The 23,831-nt window shown below is 44.3% G+C and carries 19 protein-coding genes; 3 read left to right on the forward strand and 16 right to left on the reverse strand.

Annotated elements, in window-relative coordinates:
- Positions 1–275: 275 nt before the first annotated feature.
- The 9 genes from B9D94_RS15775 to B9D94_RS15815 all read right to left on the reverse strand — a co-directional run bounded on the left by B9D94_RS15775 (position 276) and on the right by B9D94_RS15815 (position 11,105).
- Entirely contained in the window at positions 276–1,043 is a 768-nt protein-coding gene (locus B9D94_RS15775; protein WP_036642722.1) for a hypothetical protein, read from the reverse strand.
- Positions 1,040–2,479 (reverse strand): sensor histidine kinase, encoded by a 1,440-nt coding sequence (locus B9D94_RS15780; protein ID WP_148247457.1) that lies wholly within the window; start codon positions 2,477–2,479, stop codon positions 1,040–1,042. Before B9D94_RS15780 ends, B9D94_RS15775 begins: the two co-directional genes overlap by 4 nt.
- 3 nt (positions 2,480–2,482) lie before the next feature.
- Positions 2,483–3,139: a response regulator transcription factor gene (locus B9D94_RS15785; protein ID WP_006210011.1), complete on the reverse strand. Its 657-nt coding sequence runs from the start codon at positions 3,137–3,139 to the stop codon at positions 2,483–2,485.
- Between the two features lie 429 nt (positions 3,140–3,568).
- The gene (locus B9D94_RS15790; RefSeq protein ID WP_148247458.1) at positions 3,569–4,981 is read right to left on the reverse strand and encodes a sensor histidine kinase; all 1,413 of its coding nucleotides are present in this window, start codon (positions 4,979–4,981) and stop codon (positions 3,569–3,571) included.
- A gap of 3 nt (positions 4,982–4,984) precedes the next feature.
- Positions 4,985–5,692 (reverse strand): response regulator transcription factor, encoded by a 708-nt coding sequence (locus tag B9D94_RS15795; protein WP_148247459.1) that lies wholly within the window; start codon positions 5,690–5,692, stop codon positions 4,985–4,987.
- 94 nt (positions 5,693–5,786) lie between these two features.
- Positions 5,787–7,991 (reverse strand): M1 family metallopeptidase, encoded by a 2,205-nt coding sequence (locus B9D94_RS15800; protein WP_148247460.1) that lies wholly within the window; start codon positions 7,989–7,991, stop codon positions 5,787–5,789.
- 37 nt (positions 7,992–8,028) lie between these two features.
- A complete protein-coding gene (locus B9D94_RS15805; protein ID WP_006210006.1) occupies positions 8,029–8,394 on the reverse strand; it encodes a YxeA family protein in 366 nt (121 codons plus the stop codon).
- A 25-nt stretch (positions 8,395–8,419) separates the two neighbouring features.
- Positions 8,420–10,351, reverse strand: coding sequence for an ABC transporter permease (locus tag B9D94_RS15810; RefSeq protein WP_036642732.1), 1,932 nt, complete (start codon positions 10,349–10,351; stop codon positions 8,420–8,422).
- Positions 10,338–11,105, reverse strand: a complete 768-nt coding sequence (locus B9D94_RS15815; protein WP_036642733.1) for an ABC transporter ATP-binding protein — start codon at positions 11,103–11,105, stop codon at positions 10,338–10,340. The genes B9D94_RS15810 and B9D94_RS15815 overlap by 14 nt, the downstream gene beginning before the upstream one ends.
- A 611-nt stretch (positions 11,106–11,716) precedes the next feature.
- On the opposite strand from B9D94_RS15815, the gene glsA reads away from it, so the two are divergent.
- Positions 11,717–12,658 carry a glutaminase A gene (gene glsA / locus B9D94_RS15820; protein WP_006210002.1) on the forward strand — a complete coding sequence of 314 codons (942 nt, stop codon included), beginning with the start codon at positions 11,717–11,719 and terminating at the stop codon, positions 12,656–12,658.
- Between the two features lie 75 nt (positions 12,659–12,733).
- Complete coding sequence (locus B9D94_RS15825; protein WP_148247461.1) at positions 12,734–13,342, forward strand: zinc dependent phospholipase C family protein; 609 nt, start codon at positions 12,734–12,736, stop codon at positions 13,340–13,342.
- A gap of 118 nt (positions 13,343–13,460) precedes the next feature.
- On the opposite strand, the gene B9D94_RS15830 is transcribed toward B9D94_RS15825, so the two are convergent.
- From B9D94_RS15830 to B9D94_RS15850, 6 genes are all read right to left on the reverse strand, one after another.
- Entirely contained in the window at positions 13,461–14,138 is a 678-nt protein-coding gene (locus B9D94_RS15830) for a protein kinase family protein (protein WP_148247462.1), read from the reverse strand.
- Positions 14,139–14,190: 52 nt separating this feature from the next.
- Positions 14,191–14,355, reverse strand: coding sequence for a helix-turn-helix transcriptional regulator (locus tag B9D94_RS31910; protein WP_367613826.1), 165 nt, complete (start codon positions 14,353–14,355; stop codon positions 14,191–14,193).
- A 562-nt stretch (positions 14,356–14,917) separates the two neighbouring features.
- Complete coding sequence (locus B9D94_RS15840; protein WP_148247464.1) at positions 14,918–18,634, reverse strand: non-ribosomal peptide synthetase family protein; 3,717 nt, start codon at positions 18,632–18,634, stop codon at positions 14,918–14,920.
- A gap of 46 nt (positions 18,635–18,680) precedes the next feature.
- Positions 18,681–20,453, reverse strand: coding sequence for a methyl-accepting chemotaxis protein (locus tag B9D94_RS15845; protein WP_006209997.1), 1,773 nt, complete (start codon positions 20,451–20,453; stop codon positions 18,681–18,683).
- 530 nt (positions 20,454–20,983) lie between these two features.
- Complete coding sequence (locus tag B9D94_RS31015) at positions 20,984–21,133, reverse strand: hypothetical protein (RefSeq protein WP_155984630.1); 150 nt, start codon at positions 21,131–21,133, stop codon at positions 20,984–20,986.
- Positions 21,096–22,502, reverse strand: coding sequence for a helix-turn-helix domain-containing protein (locus tag B9D94_RS15850; protein WP_006209996.1), 1,407 nt, complete (start codon positions 22,500–22,502; stop codon positions 21,096–21,098). Before B9D94_RS15850 ends, B9D94_RS31015 begins: the two co-directional genes overlap by 38 nt.
- Before the next feature lie 412 nt (positions 22,503–22,914).
- Here B9D94_RS15850 and B9D94_RS15855 point away from each other — a divergent pair, with 412 nt between their 5' ends.
- On the forward strand, positions 22,915–23,352 hold the full coding sequence (locus B9D94_RS15855) for a MarR family winged helix-turn-helix transcriptional regulator (protein WP_231888119.1): 438 nt from the start codon (positions 22,915–22,917) through the stop codon (positions 23,350–23,352).
- 69 nt (positions 23,353–23,421) lie between these two features.
- Here the strand turns inward: B9D94_RS15855 and ytxJ are convergent, their stop codons facing one another.
- Positions 23,422–23,760, reverse strand: a complete 339-nt coding sequence (gene ytxJ, locus B9D94_RS15860; protein WP_006209993.1) for a bacillithiol system redox-active protein YtxJ — start codon at positions 23,758–23,760, stop codon at positions 23,422–23,424.
- Between the last annotated feature and the right edge of the window lie 71 nt (positions 23,761–23,831).

Below are 23,831 nucleotides of genomic sequence, written 5' to 3' on the forward strand. Positions count from 1 at the left end.
ATCTGCGGATGCGTCTTCCTCAGAACCGTCCTTGTGATTACATCAAATCCCCGTCATATAGCATTGTTTATAGCCTGACATTGGTGAGCGCTGTCTGAGGAAGGTTAAAACTTCTCCGTAGGTTAAACAACTTTTTAAATCTCCTCTCTATCACTACTTCGCTTATATGGACAGTATAAAACTGCGATATATGATAAGTGAGATGGAGTTGTAATGAAGTTGTAATTGTTGAAAATAGTCCGCACGCACAAAAAAAGACTAGCTGCTTTATGCAGCTAGTCTTGGTTTTGAAGGTTGACAGGCGATCTCGGATAATTCTTGAGCATTACCATCAGATCTTTGTTGAAGCCTGTAACTTTCATGCTGGTTAAATTAACTGTAATTTGATATTTCAATGAATTGTCTTTCTTACTCCTGTAATATATCTCTGCTTCATCTGCCGAGCTAAACGAGCCAAAATCCGCACTCAAATCTGATAAAGAGTAACCTTCCTTATCTTGAATAAACTTGCCCGAGGTTTCAGTTATTTTAGAAGAAGGTATATTTTTATTTATATCTACTGTTGTTTGGTAGTCCGATTTCTGGAAATTAGAGATTTTCAGGACATTGCCATCTCTTGCATTCAATACGATATCGTATCCTTTTTTGCGAGTGGGAGTTATGGTCATCGTAACATAGTACAGGCCATCGGGAATATTATTCAACTCTGTTTTGGCATCCTCCCTATCCTTCTGAGATGCACGCGAGGCAATGTTTTGTTCGACCAGCTCTTTCAACTTGTTTTGATCTGCCGCCATTAGCTCAAATTGAACTTGGTTCAACGTTAATTGTTCATTGAAATACTTGTTGACCGCATTTATGCTTAATGTTTTCACGGCCTCTTGTGAAAGCACGCCTTCGTAATTCACTTCATTGCTTTCTCGCTCATTGCTTATTTTTTTAACCATGACCTTGTCCTTCTCGATGCTGTTATAGAATCCACCGCAACCCGTCGTTAAGATCATGAACACAGCGAAAATAATAAGAAAGCTGAGCTTGTTCATTGTATCCCCCCGCCTTCTCGTTCTCCTTGATCGAAGATGAGTCTGAATGTCGTACCCTGATTCTCTTCACTACTCACTTCAAAGATGGCATGATGTATACGAGCTATGCTTTGACATATAGAAAGGCCTAAGCCCGCTCCATTGTTTCCTCTCGTTCTGCTTTTATCCGCCACATAGAACGGTTCAAAGATTTTGTCTTGATGCTCTTTGGGAATCCCGATACCCTGGTCGATGACTTCCAGCACGTATCGACTGCCGCACCAGTATGCACGAATCGTAATGATTTGTTCTGCAGCAGATGCCTTGAGTGCATTGTCCACGAGATTGAAGATCACGATTTTTATCAAATCCTTTTCCAACAACAGACTGCCTTTTTCGCAATCGATAGCAATCGTAACGTGCTTCTCCCTAGCTTTCAACTCCATCGTAGATTTAATCTCAGCAATGATTGCTACCAGATCATGTTTTTCTAATTGATATTGATCCTCCTGAAGCAGGATCAAATCCATCAGTTTCAACGAAAGTGACTCCAACCGTTTTCCTTCGGAGTAAATCACATTCAGTCCGTCTAGAAGCTGCTCTTTGTTGTACTTGGATATCCGAAGAAAATTCGCATATCCGATTATTGATGTCAACGGTGTTTTTAATTCATGAGTAAAATTGTTAATGAATCGTTGCTTCTCTTGATTATGCAGCTCCAGCTCATTGATTTTATCCTCGACAACGGCGGCCATATCATTGAAATTACGTGCCAGAACGCCAATCTCATCCTTTGATTTCAGCTGCACACGTTCCGAAAAATTTCCTTTTGCAATGATTTGAGCCGTTTGGTTAAGTTGTTTGATCGGTTTTGTCAGTCCTCTGCTTATGAAAAACATAATAATCATATAGAGTAAAACTGCGGCCATATCCACTCTAATGAAAAAGCTATACTGAGCCAGGCGCTCCTGATACACAAAAGAAATGTCTTTGATATAGGTGAACACATAATTTTTATGATTGATATCCGTAATATTCGTTGTAAACAATAAAGTACGTCCGTCGATATCCCTCAAAATATATTTGATTTCATCCGCGGCCAGTTTGTCCAATTCCTCGCGCTGCGATGGCATCTTAAAGTCCATATTGCTGAAGATAGACTGCCCCTTGTCATTCATAATATCCATGTATGTGTGCTGATCAACGTTTTTCTCGACAAATTCTTTGGCAATATTCGTTAACACGGTTTTCTCGTAATCAATGGAATCATAGATGCGAAGAGTCGGAACGATCGCGTTGACACTAGAGTGAATGTTCATGTTCTGGCTGATACCGCTGTTGATTTCCTGCTGCAGCATCTTGCTATGATTTCTCTCAATGACCATGATACAGGCAGCATTAAAGATAAAAACGAAGGATAGAATCGAAGACAAATAAATTTTATGCCAAAACTTCATCGATCAATCCTCCAGCCGGTAGCCGATTTTGTATATGGTTTTGATATTTTCCTGCAAATGAAGCTTTTTGCGCAGCGATTTGATATGCATATCGACCGTTCTTGTTTCACCGAAATAGTCGCCGCCCCATACTTTATCGAGAAATTGCTCTCGTGAGAGGGCGATATTCTTATTTTTCAGCAACACAACTAACAAATCGTATTCCTTCGGTGTCAGCTCTACAGGTTGGCTATGGATGGTCACTTCCCTTTTGTCCATGTTGACTTGAACGTCTTGAAATTGCATCATGGATTCTTCTTTGCCGTATCTGCGTAGCACAGTTTCAATACGGGCCAAGAGCTCGATCGCCTCAAAAGGCTTGACCATGTAATCATCCGCCCCTAATTTGAGTCCGGTGACTTTGTCGTATACCGAGTTTTTTGCGGTAAGGAAAATAACGGGTATACGATGGCGTTGGATTTTTGACATCAATTCAAAACCATCTATCTTGGGAATCATAACGTCTAACAGAATGAGATCAAACGTCTCACGTTCTATTGCCTCCAGCGCCGCCAATCCATCATATACCTCCGTGGTCGCATAGTTCACGATGTTGAGATTCATTTTAATGATATTGGAAATGTGAATATCGTCTTCGACGATCAATATCTTCTTATTCATTTTCTTATTTCTCCTGACCTGACGTTCAATACGTATTTATTAACTCAAACCATAACAAGCATAGTGTGCTGCTAACTTCAACGCCTCCATCATAAAGCTAATACCATTATAATTCTGGTCTAAGTCGTACAGTTTGACAATACCCAATGTTATTTGCCCTCACGAAAGATCAACCAGTTGTGAAGCCTCTTAATTTCTATCTCCCTCTGCTGTCTGTTCCTCCCATTGATTAGAGATTAGAGACCATTTGTTAAGAAAAAGTGTGAAAAATATTAAAAATCCCTTAAGTTCACCAACACAAAAATACCGCGATTTCTCGCGGTTAGTTAATATGCCGTTCATGAATCCTTTACCAGCGCTCTTTGCGCTCGCTTCGCGATTCGCTGCCTATCCTTGTTGTTAGGATAACCCGCTTGCATTTAATTAATCCTATAGCCGGATTTCAATCGTGGTGCCTTGACCGACCTCACTCTTGACCTGGATATCTCCTCCATGCGCAATAATAATATCATGCGTTATCGCCATGCCGAGGCCTGATCCTTTGTGCAATTCACCTGTATTCGTTCCCCGGAAATACCGATCGAATATTCGCCCAAGCTCCTCCTGCTTAATGCCCTTCCCATTGTCTTCAACACGGATCAGGGTATGAAGCCCATTCTTCTCCACCCGGACCTTAATGACGATATGTTCTTCATTGTGGACGATAGCATTGTAGATCAGGTTGCTTATGGCTCTGCGAATCAGAATACCATCAACCTCGATGGATATGAACTCGTCACTGCACTGAAAATCGATGGTTCGATTGGAATATCGAGCATCATTGAGTGTATCAATTACAACATTTCGAACCAGACGCACGATATTGATATTGTTTTTGTTCAACGTCAGCTCCCTATTCTTTAATCGCGTGGACAGATTCAAATCCTCAATGACGTCTTTCAAGTAGATGGATTTGCGTTCAATGATCTCGGCGTAATCCCTCATCTCATCGACGGAGAACTGATACTCCGGATCCTTCATCATCTCGGCATACCCTTGTATCGAAGCGAGAGGTGTTTTGATATCATGCGAGATATTACCAATCCATTCTTCCTTCATGGCATCCAATTTCTTTCTTTCCATTTCGCTTGATTTCAGTTCCTGAGACAGATGATTGATGTTGGAGAAGACGTCCTTGTATACCCCTTTAGGTCTATGGTAGACGTTGTAATTCTTGTTAGCCAGGCTCTTGATGCTGTCTATCAGAATATGCAGTGGTTTGGTCAACCGTTTGCTAAAAATATAAGCGATGCATAAGGCGATAATTCCATCAACCGCGATGATTGTCAGGCTAAACACCTTCAGCACCTGTCCTAGATTACGGGAATCGAAGGTTAATACTTGCCGCTCCAGGTATGGAGTCGTGAAACCTACCAAGTAGCTGTATCGATGGTTCGGCACTTTTTTCTCGCCAATGAAGACGGTGGAGAGAACTTCCTTCTCGACATACTTATAGATCTGCACGATATCGATGGGGGTATATTTTGTTCTGGCCGCTTCGGGTGCGAGATACCGATAGATTTCCCTGCCGTTCTCATCTAATATTTGTACCCACGCCTGATTATCCCGAAGTATCTCCTTGCCTCTTTCGGTAACTGACGGACCTGATTCTGCTATAAGGATATGTTCCTTAAAGGATCGGGCTATTGCCTCTGCAGAGGTTTCACTCTCAGCTAGCGAGAAATCCTCGTTCATCGCCTGCAAGACAAATAACCCGAGTACCACCATGATATTCATAATAATGACGATAACGACAATCAGAACAACGGAGAACAGATACCTGCCGGTCAACCTCCATTTCATACCCTATTCATCCTCTGCGACAAGCTTATATCCGAGACCCTTTACCGTCAGCAAATATCGGGGTGCTGAAGGATCATCTTCTATTTTCTCCCGCAGCCTCCTTACGTGCACCATGACCGTATTATCAAATCCGAAGAATTCCTCACCCCATACCTGATCATACAGGCTTTCCTTACTGATGATCTGACCCGGATGTTTAAGCAGCAGTGTCAACAATCCCAGCTCCTTCGGTTTAAGCGGAATGACCTTGCCATTCTTCCTCAGCTCCACCTTCTCCTCATCTAACTCAAAAGGACCTACTTTAATGAGACGATTAGCCTTATCCTCCAGTTGAACATAATCAGCCCTTCGGAAACGTGCCTTAATCCGATAAGCCACTTCCTTAGGACTAAACGGTTTGGTGATATAATCGTCGCCACCGATGGCAAAACCCAAGATTTTATCAATCTCCTCCGCCTTGGCGGATAAGAAAAATATGGGGACATTGGAGACAGCACGGATTTTCTTGCATACCTCGTAACCTTCTCCGTCCGGAAGCATGATATCCAAAATGACGATGTCGGGCTGGCATCTCTGGAACTCATCCCACGCCGCTTCCGCAGTAGCTGCTGTATATACCTGATCTATGCCTTCCTTGACCAAGACAGTCTGAAGCAGTCTGACAATATCGGCTTCATCATCAACGATCAGTACCTTCTGATCAAATCCCATTTCGTTCACCCCCTGCTATAAACAACATCTTTCCCACCTTAAAAGCCGCTATACCCAAGCGGCGGCTCCAAGGAATCGATCCCGAACCTCCAGCTTACTCCTCCGCGAAAAATTGGGAAAGAGGGTTCTCCACTTTTTTATCCGACATCACCTTGCCCGTCTTGTCCAACACGTAATACTGATAATAAGCACTCGTGAATCCGATGGATTCCTGCATCTTCATCAGGTAAGATTCAAATCCTCCGTCGGCTACCTGATCTCCATTCCAGAAGAAGTGCAGCATCAAGCGATTCTGATTATATGGATGTTTGATAATGTAGGCACCGGCGGCTGAAGGTTGATTCATATTCGCTTTCCATGCAAACCCTATTTTGTTGGCCCGTTCGATGATGCTGGATCTTAAAGCCTGCACAAAACCGTTTGTCTTCTCATTGCCGATCACAATCAGGTTGCTGGTCCCCAGTTCCTTCTTCATTTTCCTCTTCAGCATCTGACGATCCCTGATTACGTCATAGTCGACTCCGCTTAAATCCAGAAACATCGTCAATTGGTTTACCATATCTTCCTGCTGCTTGCTTGCTGACTTGTTTGCTTGATCGCTGAGAACAATGGTTAACGCTTCACCCTGAAGCGCTTTGTCGATCACGCGGCTCATGGTCTCGTAAGCCAAACCCGGAATCTGGGTTAAGGATGATTGATACAACAGTTGGAACTGATCGTGCAGATATGCAGATTTCTCCTTATCCGACATTTGATATTCGGTCTTCAGTTTAAAATTCGGTTCATACAGAGCCGTTCTCATTTCATTACGCGCTTCTTCGCCAAGCACATCTTCAATGGTTTGAAGCAGTCCGTTCATTGTAGCATTCTGATACACATAGCGGGTGAAATATTCTCTCATAAATTCATCAAACTTCGCTTCTCCGACGGTTCGGTACAATTGATATATCGCTTGACGGCCTTTATCATAATAAACCGGACTGGCCCAGTCTCCCACCTCTTCATTGGTTGACGCTATGGCGCGATCGATGGAGGAGTCGTCAAATTGAATGGATTTAAAGCCATTCATCTTATCTCCCTGCTTCTCAGCGAAATATACCTTGGAAAAGTCCGCAAATCCTTCGTCCAGGAAGGATTCGGTCTCGGAATCATTTCCGATCAACGCATGGAACCATTGATGTGCGATTTCATGAACGAAGACGGTGTCTTGTGCGGGATCGGCATTACGTTTGATCTGCCCCATTTGAATCACCCGTGCGTACTCGACTGCCACACCCTCCACGTACGATTCGACAATCCGAAACTCAGGGTAGGGATAAACACCGTATTTATCACTGAAAAAATCAATGGCTTTGAATGCCTCATCCATGTATCGTTCAACAAGCTTATTCTTCTCTGGCTGGTTGTCAAAATAATAATATTCCACCGTAAGACCATCACGGGTAACACTGTCCACTTTGAAATTCGGACTGGCAAAAAATACGAACTCTCTTGTATTCCGGGCCTCAGTGGACACCACTTTGCGTCCGTTCACCACATCATTTCGTACCGAGATCGTGCCGGGCATCGCTACCTGATAATCGTCGGGAACGTTTAGCGAAACCTCATAGTCTGCCGAGGTGTAATAATCCGTCTCGAATGTACGGCTGTAAGGAGCTGTATTCCACTGATGCTTGTCCTCGTCATAGACAGACATGACCGGGAACCCGTGAGCTCCGTTAATGATATCTTTATAATACGACAAGCGCTGTGAACCGTAAGGTATTTTCAGATTGAAGTCAATCTGAACCGAGACTGATTCTCCCGGCTGAATGGGATGCTTCAATTGCACCGTCAGGGCCTGGTCTTTGTTCCTGAACTCAAGAGCTTGGCCGTTTGCCGTCACTCCTTCAATATCAATGCCACCAAGAAAGTCTTCCGGCTTCTTGTCCGGGTTGTTACTGCTGATTTCTTCATTGGATCGCTTGAACATGGTTGTCTGAGTAGACTTCGAGCGGTTGGCATCGGCATAAGTATGAAAAACCAATTGCTTCAATGTATCCTTGCTTGTGTTCCGATAAGTAATCCATTCACTCCCCTGCATCGTCATTTTCTTCTCATTCAACCGGGCTTGAATTTGGTATTGAACAGGCGCTTGAGCCTCCACATTCGCTGCACGCTGTGAAATCGTCGGAACAAGCGCTGCGCCCGCCGCAGCGCTGCCCGCGTTGATGAGCGGGCATGCTGTCAAGATCAGTGCAAGCGAGCTGAAAACTGTTTTTTTGAATAAGGTTGATATAGCTTCTCTGGATGGGTTCATATGGTTCTCTCCTCTGAGTTTTGAATTCTTTACGGTCTTATTTCTCTAACATTTCAAGCTTTGCCCTGGCTTGTTCCGGCAGCTCGTTAGCCTGTACTTCCTGATAGGAGCCAACACCCGATTTTTTAACATACACTCGCAGATAAGCTTCCTTGCGGAGCTCTTTTTGCGCCGTAAAGGTTAGCGTTTTGGCTGCTCCCTCTTTATCAAATCCTTCCAGGGTATATTCATAATAAATATACTTCTTACCATCATCTGACTTATCTTCCACTCGGGTGCCCTCTTGGATTTGCACATAATATTGGTCCGTACCCAGACGGTTGATGTTCACATTTTGAATAAAAATGATAAATCCAATGAGAAGTGCTGCTAAAATGCCTCCGAAAATCATCACTTTTTTCATGGTTATTCTCCTCTGCAATTTAAGTTTATTTATTTTTGGTTACGATTTTATAGTAGGCATTCACAGTGATAACGTAGTAGACCAGATAAATACACGTATATACGCCCATGCAAATCACAACCGGAATCACAATATTCATATGGAGCAGCTTGGACAATGCGGACAGCGCGATAGCACAGTGGGTTATGCCGGCTATCAGCGGCAGAGCAAAAATAAACATCACCTGCTGGGCAATCGTTTTTCTGACCTCTCGTTTATGCACTCCGATTTTGTTCAGAATCTGATACCTCGCCTTATCCGAATTCGCTTCCGTTAACTGCTTGAAGTAAATGATGCTGCCCGTCGCCGTCAAGAAGACGAGTCCAAGGAATCCTCCCATAAAAATCAACAGTCCCGTAGACTCCATGCCTCTGGCATAATCGCGATAATAGCTGGACAGTGATGCGCTATCCGGCAATATCGCCTCGATACCCGCCGTCAACTGCTTCGCTTTATCCTGATTCGTGATCCCGTAAGCTTCTAACTGAATGGATTGGGTCTGCCGTTCCAATTGGGAGAACAGCTCATCACTTACAACAATGCTGGAATAGACGGTCGCCGGATTCAGCACACTGTATTTCTTCAATTCCGTAAAGGTGATATTCTCCCGGAGCTTGTTCTGCTCAAGTTGAACTTCCGCTCCCACATACTTGGGTGAGATGCCTTCATAATAAACAGGGTCCAGTGCAGCAGCCTCATTCCCCTTTAATTCGATGGTGTCTTCACTGCCCTGCAATTTCGCGAGCTCATTAAAATCACGGTTAGAAATCACGGTATATGTCTGCATATCACCAGCAAACAGATCACCAAGACCGCTGACATCCGCATCCACTTCAATGACCGGAACGGTAGTGTGATACAACAGCTTATGGTCCGGGGACGAAGATATCATCTCGTCAACCCGCTTCGTTGTACTGTTGTCCCCACTGATAAACATCATGCTGTTTGGGTTCGCTTGCAGCGCGTTGCTTGCATTGCTGTAATAGAAGCTATAGGCCGTTCCTACAGCAGTCAGTGTTGTAGCACTGAGCACCGCTATAATCGTAAGCGTACGTGCATTGCCTTTAATCCGGTATAGAAGCTGGGATATGCCGATGATATTCATCCCGTTCCAGTACCGCTTCTTATTTCTTCTGGATAGTCTCAACAGCGTAACGGTCAAGGTACTGAACAAGAAATACGTTCCAATAATGACCGTGACCAGAATCACGAGCGGGGTGAGCATGTATCCGAGTTTAGCCCATACGCTGGATTGCAGCAGGTTCTGCAGGGCAAGCCAGTATCCGGTACCGATTAACACCAGAGACAGCAATGCCGTGATCCATGACGCTTTCGGTTCTTGCTCCCCCTGCTGATCCGCATGAAACAATTCAATTAACTTGAAGCGGTAAATCAAGCGGTAACCTTGCAGTGAAGTAATGAGGGTTATGATCATGAACACAATAGCTGTGTTGAGGATCGCGGCAGGCGAGATCGAGAAATTCGAAACCGCATCGTAACCCATTATCTTCATCAAGAGTGATACGAAGAACCTAGCGAGCACGGAACCAAGTGCAATTCCTATTAATAACGCCAGAGCACCCATTAGAAAATTTTCATAAAATAACATGCGCCCGATCTGTTTCTTGCGCACACCGAGCAAAGAATACAGCCCTACTTCCTTCTTGCGCTTGCGCGTAAAGAATGAGTTCGAATACCAGATAAAGATAGCCACGAAAATAATAAGCACCACTGCGGCTGCGCTAAAGGCTGAGCTGATTTTCGTGGAGGCCTCCGATGCGGATTGAATCGTATGGTCGTATTTTAATGAAACAAATGTGAAGTAGATGACTATACTAAAGATCATCGATGCGAAGTACAGAAAATAATGGGTGAAGTTCTTGCGGATGTTTTTTCTCGCGATGCTAAACAACGTCATCATGCTCACCCCCGAGTGCAGCCAGTACCTCCAGAATCTGTTCAAAAAACACTTTGCGCAGTGGATTCTCTTTATGAAGTTCCTGATACAATTGACCGTCCTTAATGAAAATGACGCGTTTGCAGTAGCTTGCCGCATAAGCATCATGAGTGACCATCATGATCGTGGAATGATGAAGCTCATTAAGCTTGCTTAAGCTTTGCAGCAAGCTCGTTGCCGATTTGGAATCAAGCGCCCCTGTCGGTTCGTCTGCCAATATTAAGCTAGGATTTGCAACGATGGCGCGCGAAGCTGCGGTTCGCTGCTTCTGACCGCCTGATATATGGTACGGGTACTTATTTAATATCTCGCGAATGCCGAACGTATCGGCGATTTCGTTCACCCTCCGTTCAATCTCGGCTGCGGGTACCTTGGACAAGGCCAAGGGCAGCAATATATTTTCTTTGACCGTGAGTGTATCCAGCAAGTTATAATCCTGAAAGATAAATCCGAGTTTATTCCGGCGAAAATCTGATAGCTGCTCTTCGTTCATCGTCACGATATTCTGACCGGCAATCGTGATCTCGCCCGCTGACGGCGTATCAATGGTTGAAAAAATATTCAGCAGCGTCGATTTGCCTGCCCCGGAAGGACCCATAATGCCAACAAACTCGCCTTCTTGAATCTCAAGATTAATATCCTGCAATGCTGTATATTGATTTCCTTTTAATCCGAATGTTTTTCCTACATGTTTGGCTTGTAAAATAGTTGTCATCTAACGTTCTCCTTCAAGTCGTGGATTGTTAAGCACAGATGTAATTATAGATGGCGAACCTTACACTATATTTATACGAACCTTACATAAAGCTTAACAAAGTGAGGGCAAACACTTTCAACGATATAAGGCTTCAGACCTAACGAAAAAACCCGCACAGGGTATGGTTCTATGCGGGTTGCAGCGTTATATGAATTCTGTATGCCTAACATCAGCGTTACTCTTCTACGATCAAGACAAAGTCCTCATGATTCGATCGGATGAACATACTGATTCGCTTCAAGCTATCTGGAGCGATATCCTGAAACCTTTGATATAAGTAATCAACAGCTTGGAGTAGCTCATGATCCTGCTCGAGATCCTTAAAGGAAGCGTCCTCTAGAGGCACGTTAAGCTTACTGCACCTCTTCTTTCTAAGACTCATTTTATCATAATGTTCTACATTGAAAATCGAATAATAAAACAGTTGATGAATGATGAATCGATCGGATAGAATAATCTCGACTAATCCTGAACAGCTGTGAATCGGGTGATGATTGCACGAGCTCCGAAAAATGAGCGTTAGAAACAAGTTGGTTTGATTTTCTGAATTCCAGGAAGGAGCTTACTTTATGGCATCGCCCGAAATGAAATCCATCCGGCAGCAGCTGCCCCGCTGGCTGGAGACAAGCTTGCCCTGTGCTACGAGAGGCAACGTCGCCTCCTATATCCCGGAGCTGTCTAAAGCTCCCCATAACGCCTTAGGCATTACCCTGTTGAGTGCAACTGGAGAATCCGCCTCCGCTGGAGATTGCGGGCTGCGCTTTACGATGCAGAGCATCTCCAAAGTGTTTACGCTGATATTGGCTCTGATGGACAATGGCGAAGATGAAGTGTTCAGCAAGGTCGGCATGGAGCCGACAGGAGATAACTTCAATTCCATGCTGAAGCTGGAGTTAGTGAGACCAGGCATTCCGTTCAATCCGATGATTAACGCGGGTGCGATTACGGTTTCTTCCTTGATCCGCGGAAGCAGTCCGGAGGAGAAATCCGAGCGGATCCTTCATTTTTTTAAGGATCTTGCGGGAAACGACCGCCTGGACTATGACATGGGGGTATACCGTTCGGAATCGGATACCGGCAATCTGAACCGTTCCATCTCATTTTTCTTGAAGGAGAACGGGGTTCTCAGTGGGGATGTTGAAGAGGTGCTGGATGTGTACTTTCGTCACTGCTCGATTGTTGTCGATTGCGCCGATTTGGCCAGAATGGCGTTGGTGCTGGCTTCCAATGGTACGAATCCGCTGACGGGCAAGCAACTAATCCCTCGAAGATACGTCCAAATCGCCAAGACGTTCATGACAACGTGCGGAATGTACAACGCATCCGGGGAGTTCGCCATCCAGGTCGGATTGCCGGCCAAGAGCGGTGTCTCGGGCGGTATATTAACCCTGGTTCCAGAACGTTATGGCATTGGCGTTGTAGGCCCGGCACTTAACGATAAGGGCAACAGCTACGCCGGTGTCCACCTGCTGCAGACGATCTCCCGAGAGCTCGATTGGAGTATGTTCTAACTTGTATCTTCAACGCTCGGATGTCCTAGCTAAGAGAGCCGCACAGTAAATAGATTATGAAAGGGTGAGAGTGCTATGGGTTCGAGAATTATGCACTTGATCATTGCTAATCGAATGGCAGATATCCTTTCGATAGGAGAGAGAACAGCATTCTTACTTGGAAGCGTTGCTCCGGACGCCGTCTCACCTAAAGACTTGTCGCATTTCTTTCGAGGTGAGGTACTGGATCATTCAAGACACATTGATTATAAAGGGTTTCTGCATAAATATCGCAAGCAAGCAGACAGCCCCTATATACTCGGATATTTTACACATTTAATTGCGGATGATATCTGGCTGAAGGGCTTTAATCTCCCCTGGTTGAGAAACCGAATGGAAGCCAATACGGAATTATATCGTTTATACCATCATGATTTTCATGTACTGAATGGAAAATTATTAGAATATTACGGTTTTACTGATAAATTGGGCAGCATACTCCGGTATCCTTCTGCCATACTTGATTTGGAAGAAGTCAAGTCGAGTGATGTGGAAGAATTCATTCCCTATGTATTAGGCGATATGGAGTACGATAGAGAAGTTTTAAACGAAAGCCTTCAGGTCTTTACGCTTGATCAGATCATTGGTTATATCGAGACATCCGTTGATTTAGGGTTACTGAATATCAAACCTATGCTTTCTTAAAATATATGCAAAATATATGATCTTCATCTAAATGGCTTTAGTAGAAAATGAATGGGAGCCGTTAAATACACGACTCCCCATTCGTTTGTTTCCATATGAACAATAAGAATTAGCATGGTTATTTTCTGAAAAACAATCTGCCAATTCGATCCGCAAATTCCTGCATATTTACGCTGGATGGATCCAGACGGTAATATCCGTTTTTTACAGCCTCCAGTACCCAAAGCGGCAGCTTCTTGCCTTCCAGCAGCGGGTAGACATTGTCGTACGCCCATACGAGATGCTCCCACCTCTTGTCGTTCCCGTCCTGAATATACTCTGACACGTCGAGCACTTTGCCTCTCCCCTCCTGCAGCAATACATTCTTTAAGTGAATATCGCGTGGGTTAAGACCTTTGTCCCGGACAAAAGCTCGAGCTGCTTCGACGTCATCAATTGCCTGCTTAGGGATAGATACACCATAGAGCAAACAGTCATACAGGGTTAACCCCGATTCATGGCTAATCACGACATAGCGCTCACCTGCTCCATAAAACACCGGAAAATAGGGGTTGCCCGTAAGCTTATGATAAACTTCAATCTCCGCTTCCTTCTTGGGAAGCGCCTGACTTGCATACAATTTGTATGCGTAAGAAGGCAAGGGTTCGTAGACAAATACAGCGGCATCTGTACCTATTCCGATACAGCGCAGATCGTCCGATTCTCCTTCAATCGTCACAGGATCATTGTCTCCGCTTTTAATAACCTCCATTCGAGATAATGCGGTTTCAGCCTGCTTCCATTGTTCGTTACTCATGAGCCACCTCATCGTTACTGGATAAAATCAGTATGATCGTACCATACTCGCATCATAAAAGACATCTTCGGATCAAGTGGTTCTCCTTAATTTTCTTGACAGCCTGCACCCTGTTTTTAACCTCTAACTTTTGATAAATATTATGAATGTATCGTTTCACGGTTTCGGTTGAGATCATGAGCATTTGGGCAATTTCCTCATTGGAGCTTCCTTCCATTATGAGGACTAGCAATTCCAGTTCCCGCTTGGTGAAGTGAATCTCGGAAATAACCGCTCCCGGGTCATGGACTGACTTGAAATCATCGCATTCCGGATCACGTTTAAACGTATCCAGCAAATGATTGGCGTAACCAAACTCATACGATTTATGATCTCCCTGAAACTGTTTTGTCCACTACTGAAGCAATTGGAGCATGGGGCGGCCTTCATCTATAAAGATACGGACATAATCCTCGGTCGCCCGATCAATATGGCCCTCCCGATAGCACTCAAGGAAGAATCCGGAAGTTCTTGTAATGCGTAGGCCTGTCCCAAGAGAAGTAAAATTTCTAACTGGCTGCCGATCCGTGCCGTTCTGGTAGCTTCGCAGTATGCTGGATCAACTTGGTAATGAGATTAGGCTGTGACGAAGAGTTCATCGAATCATTCCTTTATTTCGTGGCATCGTTTACATAGCTCCATTATCACGGAAAATGTCGAAACGTTCAATCTGTTTGTATATTATCAAGAAAGGAACCGCGAAGAGGATTCGCGGTTCCTTTCTTGGATGTATCTACATACTAGGGCTTAACAAAATATCCGATATCAGAAGCATAATTTACCATTTTTCTGAAGAACTGCTGATCTGGCACAGCGCATTTCACTCCGGATTGTAACAGGAACTCCGTCGTTTGAGGACAAGTATACCGATAAACAGAATTCTTCGCCCCATCACCTTCAAACTGTGCCATTGCCAGTTCCAGGCCTTCCTTGTCTTTCGGCTGCTGTGGATCCAATAGCCATGTCTCATATTCCTTCCAATGCATCAGGGAAATATCATAGCCAATGGCCTTAAAGTGCTCCACCATCTCCTCATAAGGGATAGCGACCGGATTGCAGATATGGAATACTCGCCCGACGGTTTCCTGCTGCAGAACCAACGCGGTAATGGCTTCTCCTGCATAATTAATCGGCGTAATATCCACTTGCCACTGCACGTCAGGTGCTTTCTTTAAGAGCAGCATACCTTTGAGCATTCGGTAAAAAGCATTGTTGTCGATATTCTTTTGGAACATACCGCTCTCGGAGTTACAGGACAAGTTACCGACTCTATAAACGGCTGCCGCAATCCCTCTCTCCATACCCGCTTTGATGACCAGCTTCTCTGCTTCGAGTTTGCTGTTCGTGTAGACATTCTCGATATACGACTCTTCATATCCTGATCCTGCAACGATAGCATCCCACTGGCCACCAAGTGCCAAATCCTCAGGGATACCGAGCGTAGATATAAAATGGAAGCGGATGTGAGGTCTGCTCTGAGCTAATGTCAATAGACGATCCGTACTCTCTACATTGACTCTGGCAAAATAGTCGGAGTCGCCAAAATGCTTCACTTCTGCTCCGCAGTGGATAATGGAATCGATGTGCTGCTGTGCCCATACCCAATCTTCTATGCGCAGGCCAAGATGTTCTTGTTCCAAATCTCCCTGAATAGCCACAACCCGTTTATCCATCAATGACTTAACGCCTTCTCCGAAATAGCCGGTCATGATCTGCTCAAGGCGGGCGTAAGGTTCCATATGCTGCGAAGGACGAACCAGGCAATACACGGTTGCAGTGGATTGACGCAATAACTCATGCAGTAGATGTGAGCCCAGATATCCTGTCGCGCCGGTCAGCAGTATGTGCTGCTGGGTGTACTCGCAGCCTATGGAAGCATTACGAATAGGGAAAGCGAGCGGATACTCAGCCAAATCCTGAATGGGCTGACCTGAAATGTCCATAAGTTCAGCTGGGGTCTCTGCGCTGCCCAATTCCTCAATTCTCTCCGATAATTTAGCAATCGTCGGATAGACAAAGAAGTCATTGATTTTTAAATGGGGATAATGCGGTTTGAGTTGCACCAGAATCTCCAGTATTTTCAATGAATATCCGCCAATATCGAAGAAATCGTCGTGGATGCTGATTTTGGTTTGGCCGAGCGCTTTTTCCCAGGCAGCACTCACGTTCAGCTGTATTTCATTAACCGGTGCTTCATACTGGGAATCATCCGCTTCCAGATCCATCGACAACTCGTATAACGCAAGTTTCTTACGGTCGATTTTACCTGTCGGGGATAACGGCATCTCATCCAGAAAACACATATACTTAGGAACCATATAACTTGGCACCTTCTGACCTAAGAACTGCGCCAGCTCTTTAGCGGAAGCTGCCTGTCCATCATTCGATGTATAGAAAGCCGCCAATATCTTAGTTCCGTCTTCATCCGTTCTCGGGATAACCGCGATGTCCTTCACCGATTCGTGTTTAGCCAGGTTATCCTCGATTTCACCGATCTCAATACGGAAACCTCTGATCTTCACCTGGGAATCTTTTCTTCCCCGGTATTCCACTTGTCCATTCGGCAGCAGGCGGACCAAATCGCCAGAACGGTAAAACTGCTTTCCGGATTCCGGCGTTATCGGATCCTGAATGAAGGCTTCCTTTGTCTTCTCGGGCTGATTTAAATACCCTTTGGCTACGCCTACCGAGCTGATAAGCAGTTCGCCGGTTACACAGGTTGGACATAATGCGTTGTGTTCATTCACGATATACAATTCATAGTTCGCAAACGGCGTCCCAATATACACGGTAGCCAAATCATCAGGGACTGGATAATCCACGATATGTCCTGTTGCCACTACCGTAATTTCAGTAGGACCGTATAGATTCACAATAGGAATCTGGAGTTTCTTCTGGAACATCCGAACAGTTTCCCCGGCCAAAGCCTCGCCGCCGACCACGATGCTCTTAATGTTACGATACTTCTGAATCTCCTCCAGAGGCAAATAGGCCGCCAATTGATTGAAAAATACGGTGGGCAGTATCGCTACACGCGTGGCACTCGTATTTTCCACTGCCTCTGTGAAGGCATCGATGGAGAAACGCTGCTCATCGGACAGCAGGTGCAGTCTGGAACCACAAGCCAGCGACCCAAAAATATCATATACCGACGCGTCAAAGCTGAATGTAGAATACTGCAGAATAACGTCCCGTTCATCCATCTGTAATTTCTCTTGATTGGCCAGCGCCAGGTTCACAACGCCCTGGTGGGCGATTAGTGCGCCCTTCGGTTTGCCTGTAGAACCCGATGTATAGATGATGTACGCCAAATCTTCAGCTTCAACCTGGACGCCGCAGGAATCGGTTGGATACTGAAGGAACTGGTCATCCAAACAGAAGAATTCCGGCTTCAAATTAAATCCAGCCAATAATCCATCCAGCTTGGCTGTAAAGTTCTGATGCGTCAGAATGATAGCCGACTTGGTATCTTCGATAATATAAGCATTTCTTTCATCAGGATGCGAAGGATCAAGCGGGATGTAGGCACCGCCGGCTTTGAGAACGCCAAGCATGCTGACGATCGTATCCAGCCCTCTTTTCATAAAGATGGACACAAACTGGCCTTTACGCAGACCCTTGCTTATGAGCATATGGGCAATTTGATTCGAGACATGGTCAAGCCGTTCATACGTCATTTGCTCCTGATCGGAAGACAATGCGATCCTCTTCGGAAATCTCTCCACAATGGAAGCCAGCATGGCTACAATGGTCGGGTTATCCGGAAGATCCCTCTTCGTATCATTGAGAATGGTATAGGCGTTCCAATCCTCTTCAGTCAGCATAGGCAATTGACTTATCGGCATATCCATATCATCAATAGCAGCGCTGGCAAGCTGCTCGAAATGCCTGCTGAATTTTAGGATCGTCTCTTCTTGATACAATGCCCGAGCATAGGAAACATGCAGTATCCACTGATTCATGGTCTCCTCATGAACCATCCAGTTCAGCCAGCTGTGGCCCTGAGTATGAGCATGGCCATAAACCGTTTGTAGGCTGATCGGCTGACCGTGCAGCCCTTCTATTTCCTGAAGTGATAGATCGGAAAGCTCAATCTGCTCCATTTTGGCTGAGATCTGTTTATAAACTTGTGTAAATGTATCACTCCCGCTTAGGTTGATCCTGAGCGGAAGCAGATTCCCCTTCCGATTGTTTACGCCGATCAGTAAATCGGTATCGTGGGTCATTCGATATAGAAAAACCGCATAGCTTGTCAGCATCCATGTGTTGATGTTGTAAGAATCACGAAGCAGCCTCATCTTATCGGTCTCGATATGAAGATGAATCGCCATGCGATTGAGCTCATGCTGCTGAAGATGCGCTGGACCATCAGTGTACAGATAGAATCCCGGTAAAGGTAGCTGCAGTTCGTTCAACCAATATTCTTTGCCTTGTTCGATCATCAATGTTGTATTCAAAAGGTTTCAGCTCCATCTTTTTCTCTACATTTTCTGTTACATCACACTATACACGCAATTTGTTAACAAGGACCTCCAGCTCAGCGGATACCTGATTGATCTGCTCGGCAGACTCGAAGATTTTAGTAAAGGACGCCTGCTGTTCTTGAGCACTGATCCGGATCTCGCCGGACACAGACGAGTTTCGCTCTGCGAGCTCAGCCAACTGTTTAATGGCAGCGGTTATCTGTTCGGTCTCGGCAACCATCTCCTGGGTAGCGGCAGACACCTCTTGGATCTGGCTGGTCACCGTGTCGGTTGCAAGCAGCATTCCTTTAAACAGCTCGCCGGTTTCTTTAACAACTTCAATTCCCTTGGCGACGTTATGCTCGCCTTCGCTGATGGCTTCTACCGCAAATGCCGTTTCCTCCTGAATGTAACGGACCAGCTCGATGATCTGGTCTGCCGATTTTCTGGATTCTTCTGACAGCTTCTTCACTTCGTTCGCTACAACCGCAAAGCCGCGCCCCTCTTCACCCGCTCTTGCCGCCTCAATACCTGCATTGAGTGATAGCAAATTCGTCTGCGAAGATATTTCGGTGATAACCTGAACGATCTGACCAATCTCATGTGAGCGGTTTTGCAGCTTCTCAATGATTTGGACTGAATTTTTGACCGAATGATCGATCGAATTCATCTGCTCGATAACCTGCTCTACATTTTGATTGCCTCGCTCCGACTGTTCCTTCATCTGCAAGGAGATTTCGGAGAGATCCGACGTATTGCCGGCAATGGTCGACACCCCTGACGAAATTTCTTCGAGCGAAACCACGCTCTCGGTAATGGACGTGCTCTGCAGCGCTACTCGTTCAGACATCTCCTCCATATTCTTGGTGATGACGGAAGAGTTGTTATTATTGACCTCCACAGCGGAGAAGAGGAACTTGGATTGCTCGGCGGATTGCTCAGATACGGATTTGATCGTTGTCACGAGTTCGTTGATATGACTGACCGTGGTGTTGAACTTGGCATTCACTTGCCCCAATTCATCGTCTCCGGCTTGCAGTTTGACGGTGAAATCGCCTTTGCTCAGCTTGTCCAACGCCCCCATCAGCGCTTGAATCGGAGCGAAGGTGCGTCTGATCGTAAAATACTGTAAAGCTAACACAACAAGCAAGGTAATAAGCAAAGCCATGACCGTTCTCGTTATTAATTCCTGTTTACCGGATGAGATCAGGCTTGCATCCACGTCGATACCCATGTAAGCGAAAACCTCGCCGTCGGCGCTCAGGAAAGGATGGAGCACGGTGATCCAGGTACCGTAATTGTCTGTGTACGCTTTGGTATGAACGAGCTTTTTCGTCTCCAGCATTTCTCTGACGGCATCAGCATGGATTTTAGGCTGTTCGTATAAATCACCAAGGTTCAGATTCTCTTCGGCAAACATGTCGAGAACCGCTGTCGGCATAGCCACTATCGAAGTTTTGTTGCCATCCTCTAACTCCGGTCCAAAAATATAGCCCTGCGCAACGTTCGGGTAAAGTACAGATAATTCGTCGAAAATGCTAATTAATTTCTTCTGGATATCGGCATTACGGTCCGTTGCCCCTTTTACCGCCACTGCATCCTCAACTGAAACCTTATTGACCAAGGTGCCCATGATTTTACCCGAATCTGACTGGAGCTGCTTAGTCAGCACGTTGTCCTGAATATAAAAGCTGGAACCAATAACGATTGCACCCGTGATAATAATATAGAGACTCGTCCATAACATATTTCTTGTAACGATACTAAGATTCTTAAATCTCAATCCTTTTGAGAACGTTTTAGGCTTGCTCACTCGGTGTCTCTCCTTTGATATCTCTTATGTATTTCATTTGGCTAGGGCTTTCTCTATCAGGCTTTTTCACCACCTACTTTCCTAGACATCGTGAATAATTTCGGTGCTTTTCATGAATTGATTACATTTTTCATAAAAGGTCATATGTAAAGATCACTTCCCTCCAATGTTCTTCTGGCTTTGCACATTTCACTCATTATTTGTGTTAAGTGAAAAATCCGTTCAATAGACAGAACTACCGTATAAACTCATAAACCTTACATCTTTTGTACTATAATAATCGGCTTATATGCGTAAAATCTTAATACTTTAGTAATATAAACTTACAAAAAAAGTGTTATTTTCGACAACGGTTCGAATTTTATAGATATTCCTATTTCAAAATAACCATGCTGTCTCCGTCTGCCTGGCAAACAGAAAAAGACCGCGATATACGCGGTCCCGGGTGTTGGATTACAATCTTGGAATGGAATCCTCTTTTCAATTTTCCTTTTATAGCCTGCATATGCTCGATAGACGAATATTAAGTATTACCAGCCGCCTTCACCATGCTGTGGACTTGCAGCAGTATAAGGCTTCTTAATAATCGGACTCGCTTCATTCCCTGAAATCATAACATTGGGTAATGTAACAATGACCAGACTAGCAATTAACAACAGTGACACTAACTTTTTCTTCATCTTGATCGTAGACCTCCTTCATGAATGCAGCGTATTTTTGAAGATCAGAATAATCTATTTGGGATCGAATTTTCTCGATTGTGCTGCAGCACCTTACGATATTTGCTGTATTATTGATTTTATATGAAACTGCCAAACTATCCAATATATATCGAACGCCATTATGAATATTATTTCTTCGGAGATAATATAAACCTACATCTGTCAAAAAGTTTGCAAAGCGATCATCAAAAAATTGAGTCGTATAACTTCCAACATTCTCACTTCTTTCGAGCTGATCCATGATGATGTTCTTGAACCGTTCAAGATATTTATCGATATCGAATCGATAAATATTTGCGGCTTGAACAATTTTAAATAAGGCCATCAGCACCTCGTTCTTGCGAACCGAAACATAATCTACGTACTCTTCCAATACATCCGTATTCCCAGACATTAACTGGTAGAGATACTTGTTTCCAATGGCCCAGTCCTTGAATTGTTTCTTGGTTTGCTCAGATTCTTCATCCGTTTCTACAACCCAGCTAAGATCTTCATAAGAGGAAACGTAATACAGAGCTTTTTCATAATCAGCATCTTCGGCTGAGATAGCCCCTAGCATTAAGTTTGCATATAAAATGTAACCAAATAGTGGCTTTGCAGGCTCTATGGTCTTCTTTCTCTGGCTCTTTCGGTTTACTTTCTGTTCATATAGATTTTTTGAAACATGACCCATCAATTTTGCATAATATCTTGCTTTTGTCCATTTTCGTAAAGATAAAAATAAATTCGCGAGATCCTTTAAGGCATCAAGTTGCTCAGCTTCTCCTAAGCGTAAAATGTAAGATTCAAGTTGTAAAGCGCACTCTAAATTATGCTCTTGATTCTTAGTTAATGAGCATGTAAAGATTCTGTACTGGCATAAGGCTAATCTCTCAGCATGCTGGTACCTTTCACTTTCAGCCACTTTCCGGTAGATAATCACTGCAGCATCTTTATAACCTTCTTCAAATAAATGTTCTGCACAATCAAAAAGATGCGATGCATAACTAAGACTGTCCATCATGAGGCTGACGACTTGGTCTACAATTTGTAATTTCCCGAGCTCGGCGCAACTCTGGATAAAAGGCCCAAGCCGTCGCCAGTCAAGTGAAGACAAGCTGCAACTTTCTGTCGCATATAATGAATAAAAATATCCTTTTTCAAGATTCATAGCCTTGGTTATTAAATCAAGACTTGATACAGAAATCGTTTGCTGTCCATTTATGATTCTGCTGAGTGTTCCCGAGTTGATTCCCGATTTATCTGCAAAGAAGGAGATTGTCAGATTCTCTTGCTTTAAATATCTTAATAATTCTGCACTAATCGTCTTGTTGTCTGTAGGTTCCAATAAGATCCCCCCCAGATCTATAATTTAATGTATAAATATACCAATGGTCAATATTATTTAGATATATATCTGAGACTCTTATTACTAATGATCGGATTCATTGTCATTATCATTAATATCACAAACCCTACCGATTCTCTAAACTCCAATATCGTTAAAACGTTTACCCTACCTGCAAATCTGTGCTAACAAAGCTTCAATCGCAATTCCTGCATACAAAAAACCACCACAAAAACCATGGATATGTGGTGGTTGTATACATATGGGATTAATATCTTAAAGTTTACATATTGAGTAACCTAACGAATATCTTTATAATCAAGATACCCACATTTAAGAAGGAGGCCTCGGGCTTTTGTCAAGCAAACAGCAAGATCAACCAACAGATCTGCAGGAAAATCTCACCTTGCGCATGCGGAGACTCGGAACCCGAACGGTACTGTACCAGCAGCAGGTAGCTTCCTCCCTCGGGTTATACAATAATGACTTTATCTCCATCGATATCCTTCATGAAAAAGGCCCCATTACAGCCGGGGAACTCTCCAAACTAACCGGGCTTACGACAGGCAGCGTAACTGCATTAATTGACAGGTTAGAAAAAAGCGGGTATGTTCGCAGGGAAAATGATCCCAAAGACCGCCGTAAAGTGATTATTGTTCCCTTATATGAAGATAAAGAAGACGTCAGCGAAACTTATCTGAAGCTTTATACGTCCATGATGGATCTGGCTTCCAGTTATACGGAAGAGGAGCTTGACCTCATTACACAATTCCTAGGCAAAGCAAGCACGGTATTGGAAGAGCAGATCCAACATCTCAGTTCCACCGCACGCAGCAAATCTTCTTCCTGAGCGCATGAGGCAAGAAGAAGGGCGATACTCCGACAAGTCATGGTGACTCTGGAGTATCGCCCTTCTTATTTAGTCCAATACAGCGGTTATATGCTCGGTCGTAATCGCCCAGTGCGAAGCCGTCCAATACTTGGCCTTGTCCTTCACACAGATAATTTGTGGCGACTCGTGCTTTACGTTCAGATCTTCGGCAATTTTATTGGAAACCGGGCGGGATTCGATGACTTTAACCAGAGTATAATCGACATCACCATTCGGTGTCTTTTTCAAATAAGAATCGTATTCCGCAAGAGCATTGGAGCTAACCGGACAAGTTGTACTGTGCTTCAAAATAACTTGACCGCGCTCTGAGGATTTCTCCAGAATCGCATTCCATTCTTCCAGTGTCGTGATTTCATTCCATTGCATGTATTATTCTCCCCTTTGATGATATTCTTGCAAGTATTTCTTCTATTATATAGCCAAAGCTATTATAAACA

Source organism: Paenibacillus sp. Cedars, from assembly GCF_003184205.1.
Classification (GTDB): Bacteria; Bacillota; Bacilli; order Paenibacillales; family Paenibacillaceae; genus Paenibacillus_AQ; species Paenibacillus_AQ glucanolyticus.